General features: G+C 35.7%; 20 protein-coding genes and 1 riboswitch. Of the genes, 18 read left to right on the forward strand and 2 right to left on the reverse strand.

The genetic code is table 11. From position 1 onward, the window contains the following. Nucleotides 1–63 precede the first annotated feature (63 nt). From dtd to C7390_RS03055, 6 genes are all read left to right on the forward strand, one after another. Nucleotides 64–516, forward strand: a complete 453-nt coding sequence (gene dtd, locus C7390_RS03030; RefSeq protein WP_055175825.1) for a D-aminoacyl-tRNA deacylase — start codon at nt 64–66, stop codon at nt 514–516. Nucleotides 517–619: 103 nt separating this feature from the next. Further along, a riboswitch (FMN riboswitch) is annotated at nt 620–734 on the forward strand. A gap of 225 nt (nt 735–959) precedes the next feature. After that, the gene (gene ribD / locus C7390_RS03035; RefSeq protein ID WP_022501864.1) at nt 960–2,081 is read left to right on the forward strand and encodes a bifunctional diaminohydroxyphosphoribosylaminopyrimidine deaminase/5-amino-6-(5-phosphoribosylamino)uracil reductase RibD; all 1,122 of its coding nucleotides are present in this window, start codon (nt 960–962) and stop codon (nt 2,079–2,081) included. After that, nucleotides 2,082–2,804, forward strand: coding sequence for a riboflavin synthase (gene ribE, locus C7390_RS03040; protein ID WP_055175820.1), 723 nt, complete (start codon nt 2,082–2,084; stop codon nt 2,802–2,804). Nucleotides 2,805–2,816: 12 nt separating this feature from the next. Beyond that, complete coding sequence (locus C7390_RS03045; RefSeq protein ID WP_022501862.1) at nt 2,817–4,010, forward strand: bifunctional 3,4-dihydroxy-2-butanone-4-phosphate synthase/GTP cyclohydrolase II; 1,194 nt, start codon at nt 2,817–2,819, stop codon at nt 4,008–4,010. A 103-nt stretch (nt 4,011–4,113) separates the two neighbouring features. Further along, entirely contained in the window at nt 4,114–4,581 is a 468-nt protein-coding gene (gene ribH, locus C7390_RS03050; protein WP_022501861.1) for a 6,7-dimethyl-8-ribityllumazine synthase, read from the forward strand. A gap of 93 nt (nt 4,582–4,674) precedes the next feature. Beyond that, nucleotides 4,675–6,072 (forward strand): sensor domain-containing diguanylate cyclase, encoded by a 1,398-nt coding sequence (locus tag C7390_RS03055; RefSeq protein WP_318295543.1) that lies wholly within the window; start codon nt 4,675–4,677, stop codon nt 6,070–6,072. A gap of 37 nt (nt 6,073–6,109) precedes the next feature. Here the strand turns inward: C7390_RS03055 and C7390_RS03060 are convergent, their stop codons facing one another. Next, the gene (locus C7390_RS03060) at nt 6,110–6,757 is read right to left on the reverse strand and encodes an ECF transporter S component (protein WP_055306359.1); all 648 of its coding nucleotides are present in this window, start codon (nt 6,755–6,757) and stop codon (nt 6,110–6,112) included. A 630-nt stretch (nt 6,758–7,387) separates the two neighbouring features. On the opposite strand from C7390_RS03060, the gene C7390_RS03065 reads away from it, so the two are divergent. The 3 genes from C7390_RS03065 to C7390_RS03075 are packed head-to-tail and all read left to right on the forward strand — an operon-like array spanning nt 7,388 to nt 11,841. Next, nucleotides 7,388–9,700, forward strand: coding sequence for an ABC transporter ATP-binding protein (locus C7390_RS03065; protein ID WP_022501858.1), 2,313 nt, complete (start codon nt 7,388–7,390; stop codon nt 9,698–9,700). A gap of 2 nt (nt 9,701–9,702) precedes the next feature. Then, nucleotides 9,703–11,553 (forward strand): ABC transporter ATP-binding protein, encoded by a 1,851-nt coding sequence (locus C7390_RS03070; protein ID WP_055306360.1) that lies wholly within the window; start codon nt 9,703–9,705, stop codon nt 11,551–11,553. A gap of 3 nt (nt 11,554–11,556) precedes the next feature. After that, nucleotides 11,557–11,841, forward strand: coding sequence for a DUF1294 domain-containing protein (locus C7390_RS03075; RefSeq protein ID WP_022501856.1), 285 nt, complete (start codon nt 11,557–11,559; stop codon nt 11,839–11,841). Nucleotides 11,842–12,003: 162 nt separating this feature from the next. On the opposite strand, the gene C7390_RS03080 is transcribed toward C7390_RS03075, so the two are convergent. Next, nucleotides 12,004–12,867 carry an undecaprenyl-diphosphate phosphatase gene (locus C7390_RS03080; protein ID WP_022501855.1) on the reverse strand — a complete coding sequence of 288 codons (864 nt, stop codon included), beginning with the start codon at nt 12,865–12,867 and terminating at the stop codon, nt 12,004–12,006. Between the two features lie 317 nt (nt 12,868–13,184). On the opposite strand from C7390_RS03080, the gene C7390_RS03085 reads away from it, so the two are divergent. From C7390_RS03085 to larC, 9 genes are all read left to right on the forward strand, one after another. Next, a complete protein-coding gene (locus tag C7390_RS03085) occupies nt 13,185–14,387 on the forward strand; it encodes a VanZ family protein (protein ID WP_116443587.1) in 1,203 nt (400 codons plus the stop codon). Nucleotides 14,388–14,442: 55 nt separating this feature from the next. Continuing rightward, the gene (gene feoB, locus C7390_RS03090) at nt 14,443–16,782 is read left to right on the forward strand and encodes a ferrous iron transport protein B (RefSeq protein ID WP_022501853.1); all 2,340 of its coding nucleotides are present in this window, start codon (nt 14,443–14,445) and stop codon (nt 16,780–16,782) included. Between the two features lie 310 nt (nt 16,783–17,092). Beyond that, nucleotides 17,093–17,650, forward strand: a complete 558-nt coding sequence (locus C7390_RS03095; RefSeq protein ID WP_116443588.1) for a manganese efflux pump MntP — start codon at nt 17,093–17,095, stop codon at nt 17,648–17,650. A gap of 39 nt (nt 17,651–17,689) precedes the next feature. Then, entirely contained in the window at nt 17,690–18,655 is a 966-nt protein-coding gene (locus C7390_RS03100; protein WP_022501851.1) for a calcium/sodium antiporter, read from the forward strand. Between the two features lie 103 nt (nt 18,656–18,758). Beyond that, nucleotides 18,759–19,103 carry a LytTR family DNA-binding domain-containing protein gene (locus C7390_RS03105; protein ID WP_022501850.1) on the forward strand — a complete coding sequence of 115 codons (345 nt, stop codon included), beginning with the start codon at nt 18,759–18,761 and terminating at the stop codon, nt 19,101–19,103. Between the two features lie 239 nt (nt 19,104–19,342). After that, the gene (locus C7390_RS03110) at nt 19,343–20,308 is read left to right on the forward strand and encodes a putative ABC transporter permease (protein ID WP_116443589.1); all 966 of its coding nucleotides are present in this window, start codon (nt 19,343–19,345) and stop codon (nt 20,306–20,308) included. Between the two features lie 80 nt (nt 20,309–20,388). Next, nucleotides 20,389–20,748, forward strand: a complete 360-nt coding sequence (locus C7390_RS03115; RefSeq protein WP_116443590.1) for a DUF3783 domain-containing protein — start codon at nt 20,389–20,391, stop codon at nt 20,746–20,748. A 2-nt stretch (nt 20,749–20,750) separates the two neighbouring features. Beyond that, the gene (gene trxA, locus C7390_RS03120) at nt 20,751–21,062 is read left to right on the forward strand and encodes a thioredoxin (protein ID WP_055175797.1); all 312 of its coding nucleotides are present in this window, start codon (nt 20,751–20,753) and stop codon (nt 21,060–21,062) included. 343 nt (nt 21,063–21,405) lie between these two features. After that, nucleotides 21,406–22,674 carry a nickel pincer cofactor biosynthesis protein LarC gene (gene larC / locus C7390_RS03125; RefSeq protein WP_116443591.1) on the forward strand — a complete coding sequence of 423 codons (1,269 nt, stop codon included), beginning with the start codon at nt 21,406–21,408 and terminating at the stop codon, nt 22,672–22,674. Nucleotides 22,675–22,700: the final 26 nt, after the last annotated feature.

Here is a 22,700-nt window from a genome sequence, read left to right on the forward strand (position 1 = left end):
TTAGCAAATATAAAAATAATATTTTAGAAATACGGTTAAGTACTGTTAAAATGGAGAGATATAATGAAATTTGTTATACAAAGAGTTAATTCAGCAAGTGTAAAAGTTGATGGTAATGTTATAGGAAGCATAGGCAAAGGCTATCTTATACTGTTTGGTGCAGGCGAGGGTGACACAGAGGATATGCTTGTGCCATTTGCTGATAAAATATGCAAAATGAGAATATTCGCAGATGAGAATGGAAAGACTAATCTCTCAATTAATGATGTAGGTGGAGAAATGCTTATTGTAAGCCAGTTTACATTATATGCAGATTGCAGGAAAGGCAACAGACCAAGCTTTGTACACGCCTGTGAGCCGGATCTTGCCAATGAGTTATACGAGAAATTCGTAGCATTGTGCAGGGAAAGAGTTGCAAAGGTAGAAACGGGTGAATTCGGTGCGGATATGAAAGTAAGTCTTGAAAATGACGGACCATTCACTATTGTGTTAGACAGCAGAGATTTTAAATTATAAAATATAAGCTGTAAAATTAATGTTATAAATTAAATGTTGTAAATTAATGTTCAAAAGACTATTGAATTATTAGTTCTATTGTGCTATTTTATAAAAGAATTAAATAATACTTCAGGGCAGGGTGTCATTCCCTACCGGCGGTAAAGCCCGCGAGCATTATGCACGAACTGGTGGAATTCCAGTGCCGACAGTTACAGTCTGGATGGAAGAAGTAAAGTTGATATATTTAATTAGATAATCGTTGTTAAGCATATATTAAGATAATGTATTATGATAATAATATTATTAAGCTATTATAACTGTATTAGCTATTGATATTTGCAGAATATGTATTATATAGTTATTTAAGCCCTGGGAAGATTATTCTCAGGGCTTTTTTATTGATATTTTAAGAATGAAAACCCATTATATACATTTATTAGAGAAAGAAGGCGGGTAATATTATGGCAATGACAGATGAAGAATATATGCTAAGGGCTGTTGAGCTGGCTAAGAAAGGAACAGGCTGGACTAATCCTAATCCGCTTGTCGGTGCAGTTATTGTTAAAGGCGGCAGGATAATAGGAGAAGGGTACCATAAGAAATATGGTGGACTTCACGCAGAGAGAGAAGCACTTGCCAGTGCAAATGAGGATGTGAGTGGTGCAACGATATATGTGACACTTGAGCCATGCTGTCATTATGGTAAACAGCCACCCTGTGTTAATGCAATTATTGAGGCGGGAATAAAAAGAGTGGTGATAGGTTCTTATGACCCTAACCCATTAGTTGCAGGGAAAGGCGTGGATATTTTAAGAGAACATAACATAACTGTTGATGACAAGCTTGTGTGTAGTGAGGAATGTAAAAGCCTTAATTATGTATTTTTTAATTACATAAAAGAAAAAAAGCCATATGTGATATTAAAGTATGCACAGTCCCTGGACGGAAAGATTGCAACGCATACAGGATTGTCACAGTGGATAACAGGGGAAACAGCAAGAAATAAAGTTCATATGGACAGGCATAGATATTCAGCCGTAATGGTTGGTGTTGAAACTGTTATAAAGGACAATCCTATGTTGACGTGCCGCAGTAAAGATATTGTTAATATCAACCAGCCGGCAAGAGTAATATGTGATACTAATCTCAGGACACCGCTTGATTGCAATATTGTACGGAGTGCGAAGCTGTACACAACATATATAGCTACAAGCTGCAAAGACGATGATAAGTGCAGGAAATACACTGAGGCAGGCTGTAAACTTATATATGTCAATAAAAATGATAATGATAATAATTCTCATATAGATATTAAAGAACTGATAATAAAGCTAGGACAGCTTGGCATAGACAGTATTGTGTGCGAGGGTGGAGCGACACTTAACTGGAGTGTTCTGGCAAGTGGTATGGTAGACAGAATACAGGCTTATATAGCACCTAAAGTATTGGGTGGTGTAAATGCTCTTTCACCAGTAGGTGGAATTGGTGTTGATACTCCCGATAAAGCATATGAGCTTGATGATTATACGGTTACAAGATTGGGAAAGGATATATTAATTGAGGGGAAAGTGAGGTGTATATAATTGTTTACAGGAATTGTTGAAGAAATCGGACATATAGTATCTGTTCAAAGACACGCATTTTCTCAGATTATAACTATAAGTGCATCAGATATTCTTGGGGGAACCAATATAGGTGACAGTATAGCAGTTAATGGCGTGTGCCTGACAGTAACGTCAATTGGCAGTAAACAGTTCAGTGCAGATGTTATGCACGAAACTATTAATAAGTCATCACTTGGAAATCTGCGGGCAGGAATGGCTGTTAATCTTGAAAGAGCAATGCCAGCTAATGGCAGATTTGGCGGACATATAGTAAGTGGACATATAGATGGTGTTGGCAGAATAACAAAGATAAGCAAGGATGATAACGCTGTCTGGTACACAATTAATGCAGGTAAAGAGATTATGCAGTTAATAGTTCCAAAAGGTTCAATAACAATTGATGGAATAAGCCTTACTGTAGCAGGGGTTAATGATGATAGTTTTAAAGTATCTGTAATTCCCCATACAAGGCAGGTGACAACATTATCACAGCGTAGAATCAACGATTGTGTCAATCTTGAGAATGATATTGTAGGGAAATACATAAAAAGATTGTTACAGACAGGCGAAAGTCTTGATGTAACAGCGGATGGACTGGGCGAGATATCCACAAGGCAGGATGTGTCAGTAAAAGCACAGTCATCACAAAGACAGAATACATCAGGGATAACAAGAGAGTTTCTTGGTAAATATGGATTTTAAAAAGGAGGATATATGTTTGAGTTTAATACAGTAGAAGAAGCAGTTGAAGATTTAAAAGCAGGTAAGATTATACTTGTCACAGATGATGAGGACAGGGAGAATGAAGGTGATTTCATATGTGCCGCTGAGTTTGCAACAACAGAAAATGTTAATTTTATGGCAACATATGGAAAAGGTCTTATATGTATGCCAATGAGTGAGGAGATAAGCAAAAAGCTATATTTCCCACATATGGTAGCAGACAATACAGATAACCACGAAACAGCATTTACAGTATCAATAGACCATGTTGATACAACTACAGGGATATCTGCAAAAGAAAGAGCCTATACAACAAGAATGGTAGTAAGTGATGATGCCAAGCCGGAGGACTTTAGAAGACCGGGACACAATTTTCCACTTATTGCAAGGAAGAATGGAGTTCTTGAAAGAAACGGACACACAGAAGCAACAGTTGATTTGATGAGGATTGCAGGACTTAAAGAATGTGGCTTATGCTGTGAGATTATGAAAGATGATGGCACAATGATGAGAAAGAACGACCTCATTGAACTTGCCAGAAAATGGAATTTAAAATTCATAACAATAAAGGCAATTCAGGAATACAGAAAATGCAACGAAAAGCTTGTAGAGTGTGTGGCAGTAACTAAAATGCCTACAAAATATGGAGAATTTGTTGCACATTGTTACATTAATAAATTAAATGGAGAACATCACGTTGCTTTAGTAAAAGGTGATGTTGGTAATGGAGAAGACCTTTTGTGCAGGGTTCATTCAGAGTGTCTTACAGGTGATGCTTTTGGTTCATTAAAATGTGACTGCGGACAGCAGTTTGCGGCGGCTATGACACAGATTAATGAGGAAGGCAGAGGAATACTGCTATATATGCGGCAGGAAGGCAGAGGCATAGGTCTTGTTAATAAGCTTAAGGCATATGCACTTCAGGACGAAGGAATGGATACGCTTGATGCTAATCTTGCCCTTGGATTTCCAGGAGATATGAGAGAATACTACATTGGAGCACAGATATTAAAGGATCTGGGTGCTAAGACATTACGTCTGCTTACCAACAATCCGGATAAGGTATACCAGTTATCTGATTTTGGAATGAAGATAAGTGAAAGAGTTCCAATTAAAATGGAAAAGACAGCTTATGATGGATTTTATCTTAACACTAAGAAGATAAGAATGGGTCATATGTTATAGATTTCATATGATTGAAAGTTGAAAAAATCCGACATATAGCAGTATTGATGATTTATGAAAATTGTAATGAAATTAAATTAAAAAGACGAGGAGATTAATAGTTATGAGAGTATTAGAAGGAAAATTAGTAGACAATGGAACAAGAGTAGGTATTGTAGCGGCAAGATTTAATGAATTTATTGTATCAAAGCTGGTTGCAGGTGCACAGGACGGACTTATAAGACACGGAGTAAGCGATGACAATATAGACCTTGCGTGGGTTCCTGGTGCATTTGAAATACCACTTATTGCTTCTAAAATGGCAAAGAGCGGAAAATATGATGCAGTGATATGTCTTGGTGCAGTTATAAGAGGAGCTACAAGCCATTATGATTATGTTTGTGCGGAGGTTTCTAAAGGAATAGCTAATGTATCACTTAATACAGATATTCCAGTGATGTTCGGAGTGCTTACTACAGATACAATTGAACAGGCAATTGAGAGAGCAGGAACAAAGGCAGGTAATAAGGGATTTGAATGTGCAGAGGGTGCTATTGAGATGGTAAATCTTTCCCGTGAGCTTGAAAAATAACAAATTAATTGATTTTATCATCTGTCAAGGGTATATTGAAAGTAATGATAATATGTCTGTCTGGTTATTAACCAGTGTTAAGGGGTGATACCAATGATGATGAAATTAAAGAACAGAATATTAGGAATATTACTTTTGTTTATCCTGCTTCCACTAAGCATTTTTGGTGGATTTTCAATTTACCAGACGAATAGGAAGATTGACGATATGACAGAGTGCAATCTTGCGACGGTGAGTGAGAATCAGAGAATTAATATTAAGAATTTCTGTGAGGACAGGAAGTCCGAAATGGAGATGGTTGCTAATTATGCTATGACACAGGCGGCAATCAAAGAAAGTGTAGGAGAGCCAAGTCCTTATGATGCAGGTAAAGTTGATTTAGAGTATATTAACAATGTGTTGAAGGAACGAAAGAAATATGGAGTGTTTGTTGCAAGTATATCTATATTGGACAAGGATTTCAGGGTAGTAGCCTCAAGTGAAAGTTATGAGGCAGGTGATACAAAACAGAAGAAAAGTCTTTCACATTTTGTGACTGACAGCTCTGAACGTAACAGTTTCCAGAAAGCCTGGGATGAGGTTGACCATAACAGTAACCCGGTTGGTAAAATATATTATAAATACAGGGGTGATAGTTATGTAACTTATTATTCTGATGTTGATAACACTAATTGGGGAATGAGACTTACTGAGAATCTGAGTGCACAGAGGCAGACAGGCAGGTCATACACAGTTATGTTATGTCTTGCGTTTGTATTCTTTGTCCTTGCTATATTTATTGTGCAGATATTTATTACAAAGAATGTATTAGCACCAATAGAACAGATAATGAATGTGTTTAATGATATCAAGGCTACACAGGACTATTCAAAGAGACTGCCTAAATCAAATAGTGTTGAGATGAACCAGCTTTCCGATGAAATTAATGGACTTCTCACACATATAGAAGATGAGAATATTCAGGAAAAGGAAAGGCAAAGACATTTAAGAGAACTTGCTGAGTGTGATCCGCTTACTGGAATTAATAATAAAAAAGCGATTGAGCAGAAAATGCTTGCTATGGTTCAGAGTGCAACTGATAAAAAAGTGCGTATAAGTGTTGGATTTCTTGATATTGATGATTTTAAAGATTACAATACTAATTATGGACATCAGGAAGGCGATAATGTAATCAAATTTGTTGCCAATACATTAAAGGAGAATTTTAAAGGTGAAGTTGGACGAAATGGCGGAGATGAATTTGTATTTGGTTATGAAGGGGATATAAGTAAAGAGGAACTTGATAGGAAAGTAAAGAAGGTCTATGATATTCTTAACAAGGGTTATACAAGAGGCGATTTGCTAAAGAATATGTCTGTTCCTTGTAGTATAGGTATTGTAACTGCGATAGGTGGAAGCTTTGATTATGCCAAGCTGTTAAAAGAAGCAGATAATGCAATGTATGATGCTAAGATTAATGGAAAGAATACATATGTAATAAGGGAGTTATAGGAATATTATTCCTATAACTCCCTTGGTTTATATAGTTTTAAGCATTTTTTACAAGTACAGCATAAAGTGTTCTTGAAAGAATACTTGCGACAACAAAGCATACAACAGCTTCAATTGCACCCTGTGTTCCGACAAATGCGATAACGAAAGTAAATGGATTGCTTGCAGCGAATTTAGTTACATAAGTCTGAATAAAATCAGTTCTATAGAAAAGTGCAACAAGTGTACTCATAAAGAGCAGTGTGTTAAGAAGTGGGCAGGCAAGGCTTGCGATGTAGTAAGATACCTTCTGTACACTGCGGATATTATGAAGTACCTTGAATATAAGTCCTGTAAGAAGTCCCTCAAGTGTTCTTGGAACAACTGTAAGAATAATAGTGAATACAGGGCTGATATTAAATAATGCAAATGTAAATACAGAGCCGCCAGTTACTGCCTGATAGAGGCTTGTAAGACCGAAAGTAAGACCACATATAAGTCCGCCAACAGGGCCAAGAATTATAGCACCAACAGCTACTGGAATTGTCAAAAATGTGATAGTAAGACCTGGAAGTTTAATGTATCCAAGTGGAGTAAAAGCCATAATGATAATAATCGCTATCATAGCGGCAAGTTCAACCATATATTTGGTTGTAAAAGTTTTGTTGGCAGTATTATTAACTGCACTTGTCTGGTTGTTATTCATAAAATCTCCTTTTCGTCTGATAAAACGGCAATCCTGTCTTTCAGACATTTTTAATTGTAGCGTTATGACAGATGGGATAAACACGAATAAGTGTATACAGATACCAAAAATATCTCATATTAGTGTAAGTACATAAATAATGTAGATATACAGACTGGTATAAATTGATATACTATATTGTATATCAATCAAAATGAAATCAGAATATTAATTCAGCATATTTAAAAGTAAAAGTTCAGAATAAAATCTTGTTACACGCCAATTGAGGTCGCACATCAATTCTTTCTTCTACCATTAAAAAACTTCCTTGAAATAATTAAATAAATAATCCAATAATTATAAACTATAAATACCAATGATTACAGGTGATAATAATTACTGGCAGCTGATACATTTTCATCCGAATAACGCTCACGCGTATAATATCATACTTGATAATACAGGGCAATACATAGATTGGATAAAATTGTATACAATGTTTATAAAGTATTAATAAATGCTTCTTATTTCCTTAATTTACATATTTTCTCAATAATGATAAAATAAGAAAATATCGTGGCAGACTACTTTATGTTATTGCCTGATTTGAAGAGATATAGTTTATGAAGAGTTTAATAGAAAGGAAGAATTATGAGCAGAATATTGAAAAGTATTGCCCCATACTGGAAATCAATAATAATTATTCTGTTGTTACTTGTGTTGCAGGCGAATTGTGATCTTGCACTTCCACAGTACACATCGAATATTATTGATGTTGGTATCCAGAATGGTGGTATAGGACATAGTATTCCAGAGAAGATTACTAAAGATGAATATGATATAGCGAAGATGTTTATGACGGACGAAGAGATAAGCATATGGGAGAAATGTTTTGAGGAACAGGATGACTTATATGTCCGTACAGAAAATAATGATAAAAGGTTAGATGAATATGATGATACACTTGCTATGGCACTGATTATTAATAATCAGATGTCATCAGTTACAGTCACACAGTTCAAACAGCAGATGGCGGCACAGATGGGCGTTGATGTATCTGAACTTGAGAATGTTTCAGTTGCAGACCTTGGAAAGAGAATGGGTGTGGAACTTGAAACATTTACTAAGGATATTGAAGATGCTGATGGTAATGAAGTTCCAACAGAATGTGTAGATATGAGAATTATATTCAAGGCAATGTATGATAATGGTGCAATGTCTAAAGATACGTTTATATCTATGAGAGATGAATTCCAGTCAACATTTGATACAATGGGTTCAACCCTTATATCTTCAATGGGAAAGGCTTACGCTAAGTCAATGGATGCAAAGGCTGGAATGGATATGAAGGCCATACAGAAAAGATACCTTTGGATATCTGGTGCTAAGATGGTAGGAATGGCACTTCTTATTGCGGTATGTACTGTATGTGTTGCATTCTTTGCATCAAGGGTTGGTGCTGGAGTTGGACGTGATTTAAGAGGAAAAGTATATAAGAATGTAATGAGCTTTTCTAATGCAGAGCTTGATAAGTTCTCAACAGCTTCACTTATCACACGTACAACTAATGATGTACAGCAGATACAGCTCGTATGTGTTCTTATATTAAGAATGGTTCTTTATGCACCTATTATTGGTATCGGTGGAGTTATAAAGGTAATGTCAACAGGTGCTGGAATGGAATGGGTAATAGCCCTTGCAGTTCTTGTAATTATTGGCTTTGTACTTTTACTTATGGCAGTTGCAATGCCTAAGTTCAAGCTTATGCAGAAGCTTGTTGATAATGTCAATCTTGTATCAAGAGAGATACTTACAGGTCTTTCTGTTATCCGTGCATTCGGTAGAGAGAAGAAGGAAGAAGAAAGATTTGATAAGGCTAATAAAGAGCTTACAAAGACAATGCTTTTTACTAACAGGGTAATGACATTTATGATGCCGGTTATGATGCTTATAATGAACTGTCTCTCAGTAGGTATTGTATGGGTAGGAGCTCACAGAATTGACAGCGGTGTTATGCAGGTAGGTTCAATGACAGCATTTATTACATATGCTATGCAGATTGTAATGTCATTCCTTATGCTTACAATGTTGTCAATTATGCTTCCAAGAGCGATTGTAGCAGCAGACCGTATAGATGAAGTTATTAATACAAAGTCATCAATAACAGATGCAGAGTCACCTAAGAGTATAAGCAATCCTAAAGGACTTTTAGTATTTGACCACGTTAACTTTAAGTATCCGGGTGCTAATGAAAATGCTCTTGAAGATATCAATTTTGTGGCTGAACCGGGGAAGACAACAGCTATTATAGGAAGTACAGGATGTGGAAAGTCTACACTTGTTAATCTTATTCCAAGACTTTATGATGCAACAGAAGGTTCAATAACTCTTGATGGTGAGAATATCAAGAATATCTCAATGAAGGAATTAAGAGATGAACTTGGTTATGTACCACAGAAGGGAATATTATTCTCAGGTACTATTGAGTCTAATATCAAATTCGGTGCACCAGAGGCTTCCATGGATATAGTAAAGGAAGCAGCTGAGATTGCACAGGCAACTGAATTTATTGAAACTAAGTCAGCAAAATATGAAAGTCCAATCGCACAGGGTGGAACTAATGTATCTGGTGGACAGAAGCAAAGACTTTCAATTGCAAGGGCTATTGCTAAGAATCCTAAGATATTTATATTTGATGACAGCTTTTCAGCACTCGATTTAAAGACAGATGCGGCACTTAGAAAGGCACTTGCTTCTAAGGTTACAGACAGTACAGTTATCATAGTTGCACAGAGAATAAGCACAATACTTCACGCGGACCAGATTTTAGTTATGGATGAAGGTAAGATAGTAGGAAAGGGTACTCACGAGGAACTTCTGAAGAATTGTGAGGTATACCAGCAGATAGCCAAATCTCAGATGTCAGCTAAGGAACTGGGAATTGACGGAAAGGAGGAAGCATAATTATGGCAGATAATAACTCATATAAGCAGACTCCAAGACGAAGAGGTCCAGGAGGCGGTATGGCTCCTGCAGAAAAAGCCAAGAATTTTAAAGGCTCAATAAGCAAGCTTATGCAGTATATTGGCAGATATAAGATTGCTATATTGGCAGTTATGATTATGGCGGCGGCTTCTACAGTATTTACAGTAATAGGACCTAAGGTATTAGGTAAGGCAACAACAGGTCTTTCAGAAGGCCTTATGAAAAAGATTACAGGAACTGGTGGAATTGATTTCTCATATATTGGAAGAATTCTTATAATTGTACTCTGTCTGTATGCGTGCAGTGCAATATTCAGCTTTATTCAGGGCTGGATAATGACAGGTGTTTCACAGAAGGTGTGCTACAGACTTCGTAAAGAGATATCAGAGAAGATTAACCGTATGCCTATGAAGTATTTTGAGAGCAGGACATACGGAGAAGTTCTTTCAAGAATAACTAACGATGTTGATACATTAGGAATGGGTCTTAACCAGAGTATAACAACAATTATTACATCAGTTGCTACAATGATAGGTGTTCTTGTAATGATGTTAAGCATTTCACCACTTATGACAATTATTGCGATAGTTATTCTTCCAATATCCGTTGGTCTTGTATCATTTGTTGTTAAGAAGTCACAGAGTTACTTTAAGACACAGCAGGAATATCTTGGACATATTAATGGACAGATAGAAGAAACATATGGCGGACATATGGTTGTTAAGTCGTTCAATAAAGAGAAGGATATGGTGGATACATTTGACAAGACTAATGCTGTATTATATTCATCAGCCTGGAAGTCACAGTTCTTCTCAGGAATGATGCAGCCTATTATGATGTTTGTTGGTAACCTTGGTTATGCAGGTGTTGCACTTTCAGGTGGTATGCTTGCTATCAATGGAGTTATCACAATTGGTGATATTCAGGCATTTATACAGTATGTTAAGAACTTCACACAGCCAATAACACAGATTGCACAGGTTATTAATCAGGTACAGTCTATGGCAGCAGCTTCTGAGAGAGTATTTGAATTCCTTGAAGAAGAGGAAGAAGAACAGATAGCTGCCAATCCAGTACCTACAGATAATATCAGAGGTGAAGTTGAGTTTAAGCACGTTAAGTTCGGATATAAGGAAGACCAGATTATTATTAAGGATTTCTGTGCCAATGTTAAGCCAGGACAGAAGGTTGCTATCGTTGGTCCAACTGGTGCAGGTAAGACTACAATGGTTAAGCTTCTTATGAGATTTTATGATGTTAATTCAGGAGAAATCCTTATTGACGGACATAATATCAAGGACTTTAACAGACGTGAATTAAGAGATGCATTTGGAATGGTTCTTCAGGATACATGGCTTTATAAAGATACTATTATGGAAAATATCAGATATGGAAAGCTTGATGCTACTGATGAAGAAGTAATCGCTGCGGCTAAGGCAGCACACGCACATCATTTTATAGAGACTCTTCCGGGTGGATATAATATGGAACTTAATGAGGATGCAAGTAATGTGTCACAGGGACAGAAGCAGCTTCTTACTATTGCAAGAGCTATTCTTGCTGACAACCCAATCCTTATCCTTGATGAGGCGACAAGTTCTGTAGATACAAGAACAGAGATTCAGATACAGAATGCTATGGATAATCTTATGAAGGGCAGAACGAGCTTCGTAATTGCCCACAGATTATCAACTATAAAGGATGCTGATATTATACTTGTTATGAAAGAAGGAGATATCGTAGAGCAGGGCAATCACGAAGAATTACTTGCTAAGGGTGGTTTCTATGCTGACCTTTATAACTCACAGTTTGAGGAGGCAGAAGCATCTTAAGCTATGAGAGATACATTTATAGAATGGCTTATTTTAATCAATATAATAACATTTGTTATATATGCACTGGATAAATATAAAGCAGTACATCATCTTTGGAGAATACCTGAAAAGACGCTTATATTCTTAGCAATTATAGGTGGTTCTCCAGCGGCACTACTTGCTATGTATACAATAAGACATAAGACAAGGCATATTAAATTCACACTGGGTGTACCAGTTATACTTGTTATTCAGATAATCGTGCTTTATATTCTTTATACAAGATATGGTATATTTACAGGGTGAATATGAAGATTAAAGAAGTAATATGTTAAAAAAGTATAGATATAATATAGGACTGTGAATAAAAAAATCTGGGTTTTACGATTAACATACCGTTATGTGAGTTAATCATAAAATCCAGATTTTATTAATTGAAATTATATAATAAGTATTATAAGCGTCTGATTAACCAATAACGCCTACAAATCCGCATATCAGCACGATTATACCAAGTACAATTCTGTACCAGCCGAACACCTTGAAATCGTGTTTCTTAATGTATCCCATAAGAAATCTGATAACGAAAAGAGATACAACGAAAGCTACAAGCATACCAACAAGGAGAATTATTCCTTCCTGTGAAGTCATTGAGTTATGAAGAAGGAACTTAACACCCTTAAGAAGGCTTGCTCCGAACATAACAGGTACTGCAAGGAAAAATGTATACTCAGCAGCAACAGTTCTTGAAACACCAAGAATTAGAGCACCGACAATAGTTGCACCTGAACGTGATGTTCCAGGGAATATAGCAGCGATAAGCTGAAAAAGACCTATATATGCAGCAAGCTTATAATCAATGCCTTCAATAGTTCTGACCTTGGCTTTCTTGCCGTGGTGCATAGTCTCTACAATAATAAATGCAATACCAAAGAGTATAAGCATAATAGCTACAGTTGTGTAGTTATAGAAAAGTTCTTCAAGCTTTTCATCAAATAATACGCCGACAATTGCGGCAGGTATGCACGAAACAAGAATGTGAAACCAGAGCTTGAATATATCACACTTGATATAAGCACCTGCACCCTCAGATGAGAGTGGTTCTTTATTATTGTTCTTTCCAAATGGCCATAACTTGTTCCAGAATAGTATAACAACTGCCATAATAGCACCAAGCTGGATAACTACCTCAAACATACTATAGAATGCATCAGATACTTTTAATGGCATAATTTCATTTAAAAGTATCATATGTCCTGTGCTGCTTATAGGAAGCCATTCAGTGATACCTTCGACAATACCAAAAAGTATCGCTTTTAAAATCTCTAACATTATTCCTCCAATCGGATACGGATATTGTATCATAAATATATGTATAAAAAATCTGTAAAATTCTTATATCCGTTCACTTTATTTTTTCTTAGAATTAATAATATGTTGTGATTATAATTCTGTTTCAGTTAGTATTCTCTCATTGCATAGAGATACTGTCAACTGTGAATTATCTAATTTACAACAAATTTTTATAAATTTCACTTTACACCGGTTATTGATAAAAAATATTGATAAGAGCCAATATGCGTGTTAAACTTATTCGGATATTTGATAATTACTAAAGCATATTTAATAAGATAACAAGGAGTCAGTTAATGGAAGTATATTTAAAACCAATAATATCAGCCTGCTATGTGTTTCCTATACTTGCTGTAATATTTACAATACCTTACATATTATATGAGTATCACAAATATGGTTCAATCCTTATACTTAGAACGGGGATTGTATATACATTTATATTCTATATGCTGACATCATATTTTATGACAGTGCTTCCACTTCCTCCAAGAAGCTCGGTTACACCAGATACTGCGAGTGTCCTGCTTGTTCCGTTTGATGCAATAAGGAGAATTATAGCTACAGCTAATGTCACTTTGTCACAGCCATCTACATATGTTAACCTGTTTAAATGTTTTGATTTCTGGCAGGCTGCATTTAATATACTGCTGTTATTTCCGTTTGGAGTATATCTTAGATATTATTTTAAAAGACCCTGGTGGCAGGTGCTTATATTTTCATTTGGGTACAGCCTGTTCTTTGAATTGACACAGATTTCAGGACTGTATGGAATATACAGATATCCATATAGGTATTTTGAGGTTGATGACCTTATATGTAATACATTAGGTGGAGTATTAGGTTATGTATGCACACCGCTTATAGTTTTTATGCTTCCGAAAAGGGATAGACTTGATGAGGCTGCATATAAGAGAGGACAGATTGTATCTGAATTCAGGAGAGGTGTTGCGTGGATAATTGATATGGTAATTATAATGATTCCAGTGCTGGCGGCTATGCTGTTGCTTTGGCACGAGCATATAATTACCAGGAAAATGGTGCTGGGTTCGGTATATGATGTGAGATATGTAGTTATTTTATCGCTGTATATCGTTATTGTGTTCACACTTACGACAAAGCTTACAAGAGGGCGGACAATAGGCAAGTCACTGGTTAATATACGTCTTATAGACTGCAAAGATATGGTTATTAATAAAGTTCCACATATAAAAATGTATAAGCTGTTTATAAGATATTTTATAATATATACAATAAGTGTACCCTCATTACTATATGCGTATAACTTTTATCGTATGGCGATTGAACTTGAAGGGGTAAAATTATGGGCAGTTACAGCAGGATGTGTGATATGTATTTTAATTACAATATATATGGCATTTGATTTATTATTGTGTCTGTTTAGCAGCACAAGAAATATGCTATATGACAGAATAACAGGAATTACACATAGAAGTGACGTAATAAGCAGGCAGGATAATACAAATTTAACAAGTTAAAGATAATATTTAGCCGAATAAGATACATTTCGAATATATAACAGGAGGTACGATTGTGACAATAAAAGATTTGCCAGCAGGTAAAAGTGCTACAATATTAAAAGTAGGTGGAGATGGTGCATTAAGACAACATTTTCTGGATATGGGACTTATTCAGGGTGCAGAAGTTACAGTTATAAAATATGCTCCTATGGGTGACCCTGTTGAATTAAGAATTCATAGCTATGAGCTTACCATAAGACTTTCAGATGCAGAACAGATAGAGGTAAGTGAGCCTTATTGTATTGATAATAAAGCTGTGGAAAATGTTAAAATGAATAGTATAGTAAAGGAACATCCGGGATTTGGTGAAGGAGGCAGGTATCACGATAAGGAAAATGAAAATCCTCTTCCAGATGATGAAAAGCTGACATTTGCACTTGTAGGCAACCAGAATTGTGGAAAAACAACCCTTTTTAATGTATTAACAGGCTCCAATCAGCATATAGGTAATTTTCCAGGTGTTACAGTTGATAGAAAAGACGGAGTTATAAAAGGTTATCCTGATACACTTATAACAGATTTGCCAGGAATATATTCAATGTCACCATATAGCAGTGAAGAAATAGTAACAAGGGAATTTCTGCTTATGGACAAACCTAAAGGTATTATTAATATATTAGATGCTACTAATATTGAAAGAAACCTTTATCTGTCAATGCAGCTTATGGAATTAGGAATTCCTATGGTAATTGCACTTAATATGATGGATGAGGTAAGAGTCAATGGAGGTTCTGTAAGAATTAACGCAATTGAGGAATTGCTTGGAGTTCCGGTTATACCAATATCAGCGGCTAAAGGTGAGGGCATAGAAGAACTGGTAAGTCATGCCATTCACGTTGCAAAATATCAGGAAAAACCACAGATATCAGATTTTTGTTCCAAGGACAGTGCGGTTCATAGATGTATACATGGCATTATGTCGCTTATAAGTGACCATGCAGACAAAGCAGGATACCCTGAAAGATTTGCAGCCTCCAAGGTTGTTGAGGGGGATTCACTTGTACTTAAGCATCTTGAACTTGAGCAGAATGAAAAAGAAATGATTGAACACATTATAGTACAGATGGAAGAAGAATGTGGAATGGATAGAGCCTCAGCTATAGCAGATATGAGATTTGCCTATATTGAAGATGTCTGTAAGAATACGGTTGTAAAGCCAAGAGAAAGTAAGGAAAGAATACGAAGCCAGAAGATTGATAAGCTTCTTACTGGTAAATATACAGGTATCCCAATGTTTATAGCAATTATGGGACTTGTGTTTTATCTTACATTTAATGTTATAGGTGCGGCACTCTCCAATGTACTTGATATTTTAATTACATTTGTTACAAATGGGGTTGATAATCTTCTGACAGCAATGAATGTTAATTCGGTATTGCATGCACTTATCATAGATGGAATATTCAATGGGGTTGGTAGTGTATTAAGCTTTCTTCCGATAATCGTAACATTATTCTTCTTTTTATCAATTCTTGAAGATAGCGGTTATATGGCAAGAGTCGCATTTATTATGGATAAGCTCTTACGTAAACTTGGATTATCAGGAAGAAGTATAGTGCCTATGTTAATTGGTTTTGGATGTAGTGTTCCAGGAGTTATGGCAAGCCGTACACTTTCATCTGAAAGAGACCGTAGGATGACAGTTCTTTTAACACCATTTATGAGTTGTTCAGCAAAAGTACCTATATATGCCTTTTTCTCAGCAGCATTTTTCCCACATTATGCAGCGCTTGTTATGATAGGTATGTATTTTATAGGAATTATTGTTGGAATAATTATGGCGTTTATATTTAAAAAGACATTATTTAAGGGAGAACCAGTTCCATTTGTTATGGAGCTTCCTAATTACAGAATGCCTGGTGCTAAGAATGTGGTACATTTGTTATGGGAAAAGGCAAAGGATTTCTTACAGAAAGCATTTTCTATTATATTTATTGCAACAATACTTATATGGTTTATGCAGAATTTTGATATAAGGCTTAACGTTGTGGCAGATTCAAGACAGAGTATACTTGCTGTATTAGCAGGTATGATTACTCCGTTGTTTAAACCATTAGGATTTGGAGACTGGAGACTTGTAACAGCTATACTTACAGGCGTAATGGCAAAGGAAAGTGTAGTATCTACGATATCAATTCTATTTGGAAGTACGATAGAGATGGTATCTGTTATATCAGCTGCGGGTGCAATGTCATTTCTTGTGTTCTGTCTTTTGTATACACCTTGTGTTGCGGCAATTGCCTCAGTTAAAAAAGAACTTGGAGGTAAATGGGCAGCATATGTTGTAGTTATTCAGTGTGTTGTAGCATGGATTGCGGCATTAATTACATATATTATTGCTGGAATTTTATAACTCTGATAAATATGTATGCGAAAAAAAACATTGCAAAATCAGACTATTGATGATAAATTATCAATAAGCTAATTCCTAGAGGGAGTAATCGGCATATTTATATATGCAGTTATATCGACATAATGGCTTATAAGCCCGGTATTACTTTAAATGATGAGACTCGTGAACAGTATCAGTACTGTCTGCGGGTCTTTTTTATATAACTGGAATTCGTTTTCGTTAAAACATCAATTATTATATATGATATGACAATTGGTTATAATCTTTCTTGGAGCAACAGATAAAATATAGAAATGAGGACAATTAAGAAATGAGTATTGTTGAATTATTTATACTGGCAGTAGGACTTTCAATGGATGCTTTTGCTGTATCTATATGTAAGGGCTTGTCGCTTGGAAAGATAAAGCCTAAGCATATGTGCATTGCCGGTGCGTGGTTTGGTGGATTTCAGGCATTGATGCCGCTTATTGGCTATTATCTCGGAAGTCTGTTTGCCGATATGGTTACCAGATATTCACACTGGGTTGCATTTGCACTTCTTCTTGCAATTGGTGGTAATATGATTAAGGAGTCATTAGGGGAAGAAGAAAATGTCAGCAATGATATGGGATTTAAGAGTATGTTATTACTTGCAATTGCAACAAGTATTGATGCACTTGCAGTAGGCGTGTCATTAGCATTCCTTAAGGTTGCCATTCTTCCAGCGGTATTATTTATAGGCTGTATTACATTTGTCTGTTCAGCGGCAGGTGTTAAAATTGGAAGTCTATTTGGTGATAAATATCAGTCTAAAGCAGAACTTTGTGGAGGGATTATTCTTATTCTTATAGGAATTAAGATATTACTTGACGGTTTGGGAATACTTTAGTTATAATATTATAATTAAGTAAGAAATGAGGATTAATATATGAAAGAAATGTTATTGGCATTATTACTGCTTATTATAGGTTTTGTGCTTCTTATAAAGGGAGCAGATTTCTTTGTTGACGGAAGTTCGTCAGTTGCGAAAAGATTAAAAGTACCTTCAATGATAATCGGACTTACAATTGTAGCTATGGGTACAAGTCTGCCAGAATGTGCAGTTAGTGTTACAGCTTCACTTAACAATAATAATGCTTTAGCTGTAAGTAATGTAATAGGTTCTAATATATTTAACCTTATGGTTGTGTGTGGTGTATGTGCATTATTTACACCATTGGCGGTATCAAAAGATACTTTAAAGAAAGAATTTCCATTTTCTATCATATGTGCCATTCTTCTTGCGGCACTTGGTGCTGTTGGAATGACACTTGGAAGAATTGACGGAATAGTATTTCTTGTAATATTCGCAGTTTACCTTTGCTTGATGATTGTATCAGCTAAAAATGCACGTAACGAGGCACTTAATAAAGAACTTGAAGAAGAGGTTGATGAAGAGATAAAAATTCTTCCAGTATGGCAGTGTATTGTATACATTATTGGTGGAGCAGTAGCTATTAAGTTCGGTGGTGATTTTGTTGTTGATGGAGCTTCCACAATTGCAACTGGATTTGGTATAAGCCAGAATCTTATCGGACTTACAATAGTTGCACTAGGAACAAGTCTTCCAGAGCTTGTTACATCAATCGTTGCGGCTAAGAAGAATGAAGTGGATATGGCATTGGGAAATGTCATCGGCTCTAACATTTTTAATATTCTTCTTGTATTGGGTGTTGCTGGGGCAATAAGTCCTGTAGCATTTGTAACAGAAAATCTTATCGACATTGCTATTCTTGTTGTTATGAGTGTGGTTGTATGGATATTCGCGTGGTCAAAGAAAAAGCTTGTCAACTGGCATGGTGCAGTTATGCTTGTATCATATGTGGCTTACCTTGTATACATTTGCATAAGATAAATATTGCATATAAGGCTGTTTACGTCATATATGAATTGTAATAAAATTATATATGGCAGTTCCGATTTCACCGCATCACTAAAGATAAGGAGAGGGACGGAATATGAACACATATAAGATGGTTCTTAATGAGGATACCAGAGTATTAATATATGGTAATAGCATTAAAGTAGTACGCATCAGAATTGATGAAATCAACTATATAAGCTGTGCCAATAGAATTATTATGATTCATACGAATAATGCCAGTGATAGATTTTATGGGAAGATGAAGGATGTATATAATTTATTGGGGAAATATGGGTTTGAGTACATTAATGAGTCGGAGATAGTTAATTGTATGAATGTGAGTAGTATGACGGTTAATTCGATAATATTAAGAGAGGGAACAGAACTAATATGTAGTAAAAAATTCAAACAAAAGTTCAGAAATCTTATGTGGAACTAAATTCATACCAAAGTTAAAGGTGAATTCCTGTCGGGTGCTATAAGGTACTGGCAGGAATTTACTTTTATATAACAGGAAATATATATAACCTAAGAAAGCGGAATGTCAGAATATTAAAAAAGTATAAATAACAAGTTTTTTAAGGCTTGGCTGTTTGTAATTAATAATTATAAGTGGTAATATGTTACATATTTTATATTGTAATTATTATGTTGTAATTAATAGAAATGGAGGCTACAATGCAGGCATATACTGTATCGCAGTGGTTATTATTCTTTTATATATATTGTTTCTTTGGTTGGGTATGGGAATGTTGTTATGTATCAGCCAGAAAAGGAAAGTGGGTAAACAGGGGATTTCTTCATGGACCAGCACTTCCAATATATGGTTCAGGTGCAATGGTAATATTGGTAAGTACTATAGGAGTAAGGGATAATATAGCTTTAATATTCCTGTTTGGAATGATATCATCAACAATACTTGAATTTGTTACAGGATATTGTATGGAGAAAATGTTCGGCGTAAGATACTGGGATTACAGTAATCAGCCATTAAATTTAATGGGACATATATGTCTGTTCGTATCATTAGGCTGGGGTGTGTTCTCTGTTCTTCTTGTAAGAATTGTACACAGACCTATAGAGGGCATTGTATATATGCTTCCAGATACAATTACGGACATAATAGCATTTGTCTTGACAATAGCTATGGCAGTTGACTTTACACAGTCATTCAATGAAGCTATGGATTTGAAGGCTGCAATTGAAAAGCTTGCTAATAGTAATGAACAGATAAGAATTCTTGCCAAAAGACTTGAGGTTGCCTCAGCATTTGTTGAAGATGATTATAATAAAATGAAAGAAAAATTCGCTGAAGGTAAAGCAAGTGTTATGAATAAGGCAGGTTCAGTGAGTAAGCTTAAGGGTAGAATTTCATTCGAGAATGATATGAATGAAAGAAAAGGTGTTAAGCTTGCAACCTTACAGAGAATGACAGAGGCTGTTAAAGAGAGTCTTAAGAATAAGATTATGGACGAGAAGGCGGCTAACCAGCTTTTAGAAACACTTGAAAATGAAAAGGTAAATCTTAAGGCTGATACTGGAAGAAACTACAAGAGCGTATTCAGAATTATGAAACGTAATCCGGGTGCTATTTCAAGAAAGCACGAGGAAGAACTGAATGAAATTAAGAGAATGATTAAGTGATTTTAATGTGAGTTCCGGGCTGCTGGTGATTTTAGGAATTGTATTAATTAAATAAAATGTTTGGATAATGAGGATTGTATATGGAAAAGATTATAATATATAATGTAGCTGATGCCAGAAAGATTATAACAATGGCTGCTAATATGCGAATAAAAAGCATAGTTATTGACAATACTAAGCTTTCAGATACATTAGAAAATGTACTGGCATATAGTCAGGATTACAGAACTGATGATATTATGCCATTTATTAATAAAGATAAAAGCATAGTTATATTCTGTGATGTTACACAGAAACATCTGGACAAGCTTTTATTTGTTATCAGAAACAACAATCTTAATGTCGATTACAAGGCTGTTATGACTAAGACTAACAAGTTGTGGACATTGAATAAAATATTATATCATATGGAGATTGAAAAGAAAAACGAAAGGAGATAATTATGGAGATTATTCACGTTACAGAAGCAACATTTAAACAGGAGGTACTTGAGTCGGATAAGCCAGTGCTTGTAGATTTCTGGGCAACATGGTGTGGACCTTGCCAGATGCTTGCACCAGTCCTTGAGGAAGTAGCGGCAAAGCAGGACGATGTAAAGATATGTAAGATTGATACAGATAAGGAACTTAATCTTGCATTACAGTATAAGGTAGCTTCAATACCAACCCTTCTTTTATTTAAGAACGGAGAAGTTGCTGCAACTAATATAGGCTTTATAGGTGAAGAACAGGTTATGGAATTCATAGGCCAGTAAATAAATGTTAACTATTTGCGCAGCTTTTCAGCGCATCTGAAGTTTCGAAGAAACTTCTAAGTGACTACGAAGTAGTCATATTATATCATAATTTCTGCGTTGTTCTTCAACGCATACGAAGTTTCGAAGAAACTTCTAAGTGACTACGAAGTAGTCATATTATATCATAATTTCTGCGTTGTTTTTCAACGCATACGAAGTTTCGAAGAAACTTCTAAGTGACTACGAAGTAGTCATATTATATCGTAAACAAGGAAAGGGCAGGCACAGCATCAGATTTATTATCTAGATGAATGAAGCTTGCCTTTTTACTACATTTGCTAAGAAATGAGGTTATACATATATGAGAGAATTATATCTTGAATGTTATTCAGGAATAAGCGGAGATATGTCTGTTGCGGCACTTCTTGATGCCGGAGCGGATAAAGAATATTTGTTAAAAACACTTGCAACTATGCCTCTGACAGGTTATGAGGTTAAGATAACAAGAGTTAAAAAGAATGGTATAGATTCGTGTGATTTTAATGTAGTGCTGGACAGCGGACACGAAAACCACGACCACGATATGGAATATCTGTATGGACATCTTAATGGCGAAGGGCATACACACAATTTTGAAAATGTACATTCGCATACTCATTCAGCACATCACAGCCACAGGGGGCTGAAAGAAATATATTCTATTATAGAGCAGACACAGCTTACTGGGAATGCAGAAAAGCTTGCTAAGAAAATATTCAGAATATTAGCAGAAGCAGAAGCCAAGGCACACGCTACAGATATTGAAAATGTTCATTTTCACGAGGTTGGGGCAGTAGACTCGATTGTGGATATAGTGGCGTTTGCTGTATGCTTCGATAACCTGCATATAGACAGGGTGTATGTTCCAGGTATCAGCGAGGGAACTGGAACAATAAGGTGCCAGCACGGAATAATTCCAGTACCAGTGCCAGCGGTTCTTAATATAACATCAGCTTATAATATAGAATTAAGCAATACCAATATTAAAGGCGAACTTGTAACGCCAACGGGAGCGGCGATTGTAGCGGCTGTAAGAACAGATACAGCACTTCCACAGCATTTTACAATAAAGAAGACTGGATATGGTGCAGGCAAGAGAGAGTATGAGCTTCCGGGAGTATTAAGGGCAATGCTTATTGAGAGTAATAGTGAAAGCTTAGACGAAAATGCTGACTTAATATATAAGCTGGAAACGGATATTGATGACTGTTCGTCAGAGATATTAGGATACACTATGGAGCGCCTGTATAAGGCGGGTGCAAGAGAAGTGCATTTTCTTCCTATATATATGAAAAAGAACAGACCTGCATATGAGCTTGTTGTAATATGCTGCAAGGAAGATATTACGACTATGGAAAATATCATATTTGAGGAAACAACGACAATAGGAATAAGACGTTGTGCAATGAAGAGAACAATTCTTCCAAGAAAAATTGAAAAAGTCAGTACACCATATGGTGAAATTGACGTAAAGGTGTGTACGCTTCCTAATGGCAAAGTTAAGAGATATCCTGAATATGAAACTATTAAGAGCATATGTGAGGCAGAAAATGTGCCATTGAGGGATATAATTGGGAATATAGGAGAATAAAAAATAATTAAAGACTGTTACAAGAA

Source organism: Bacteroides galacturonicus, from assembly GCF_003096855.1.
Classification (GTDB): domain Bacteria; phylum Bacillota; class Clostridia; order Lachnospirales; family Lachnospiraceae; genus Lachnospira; species Lachnospira rogosae.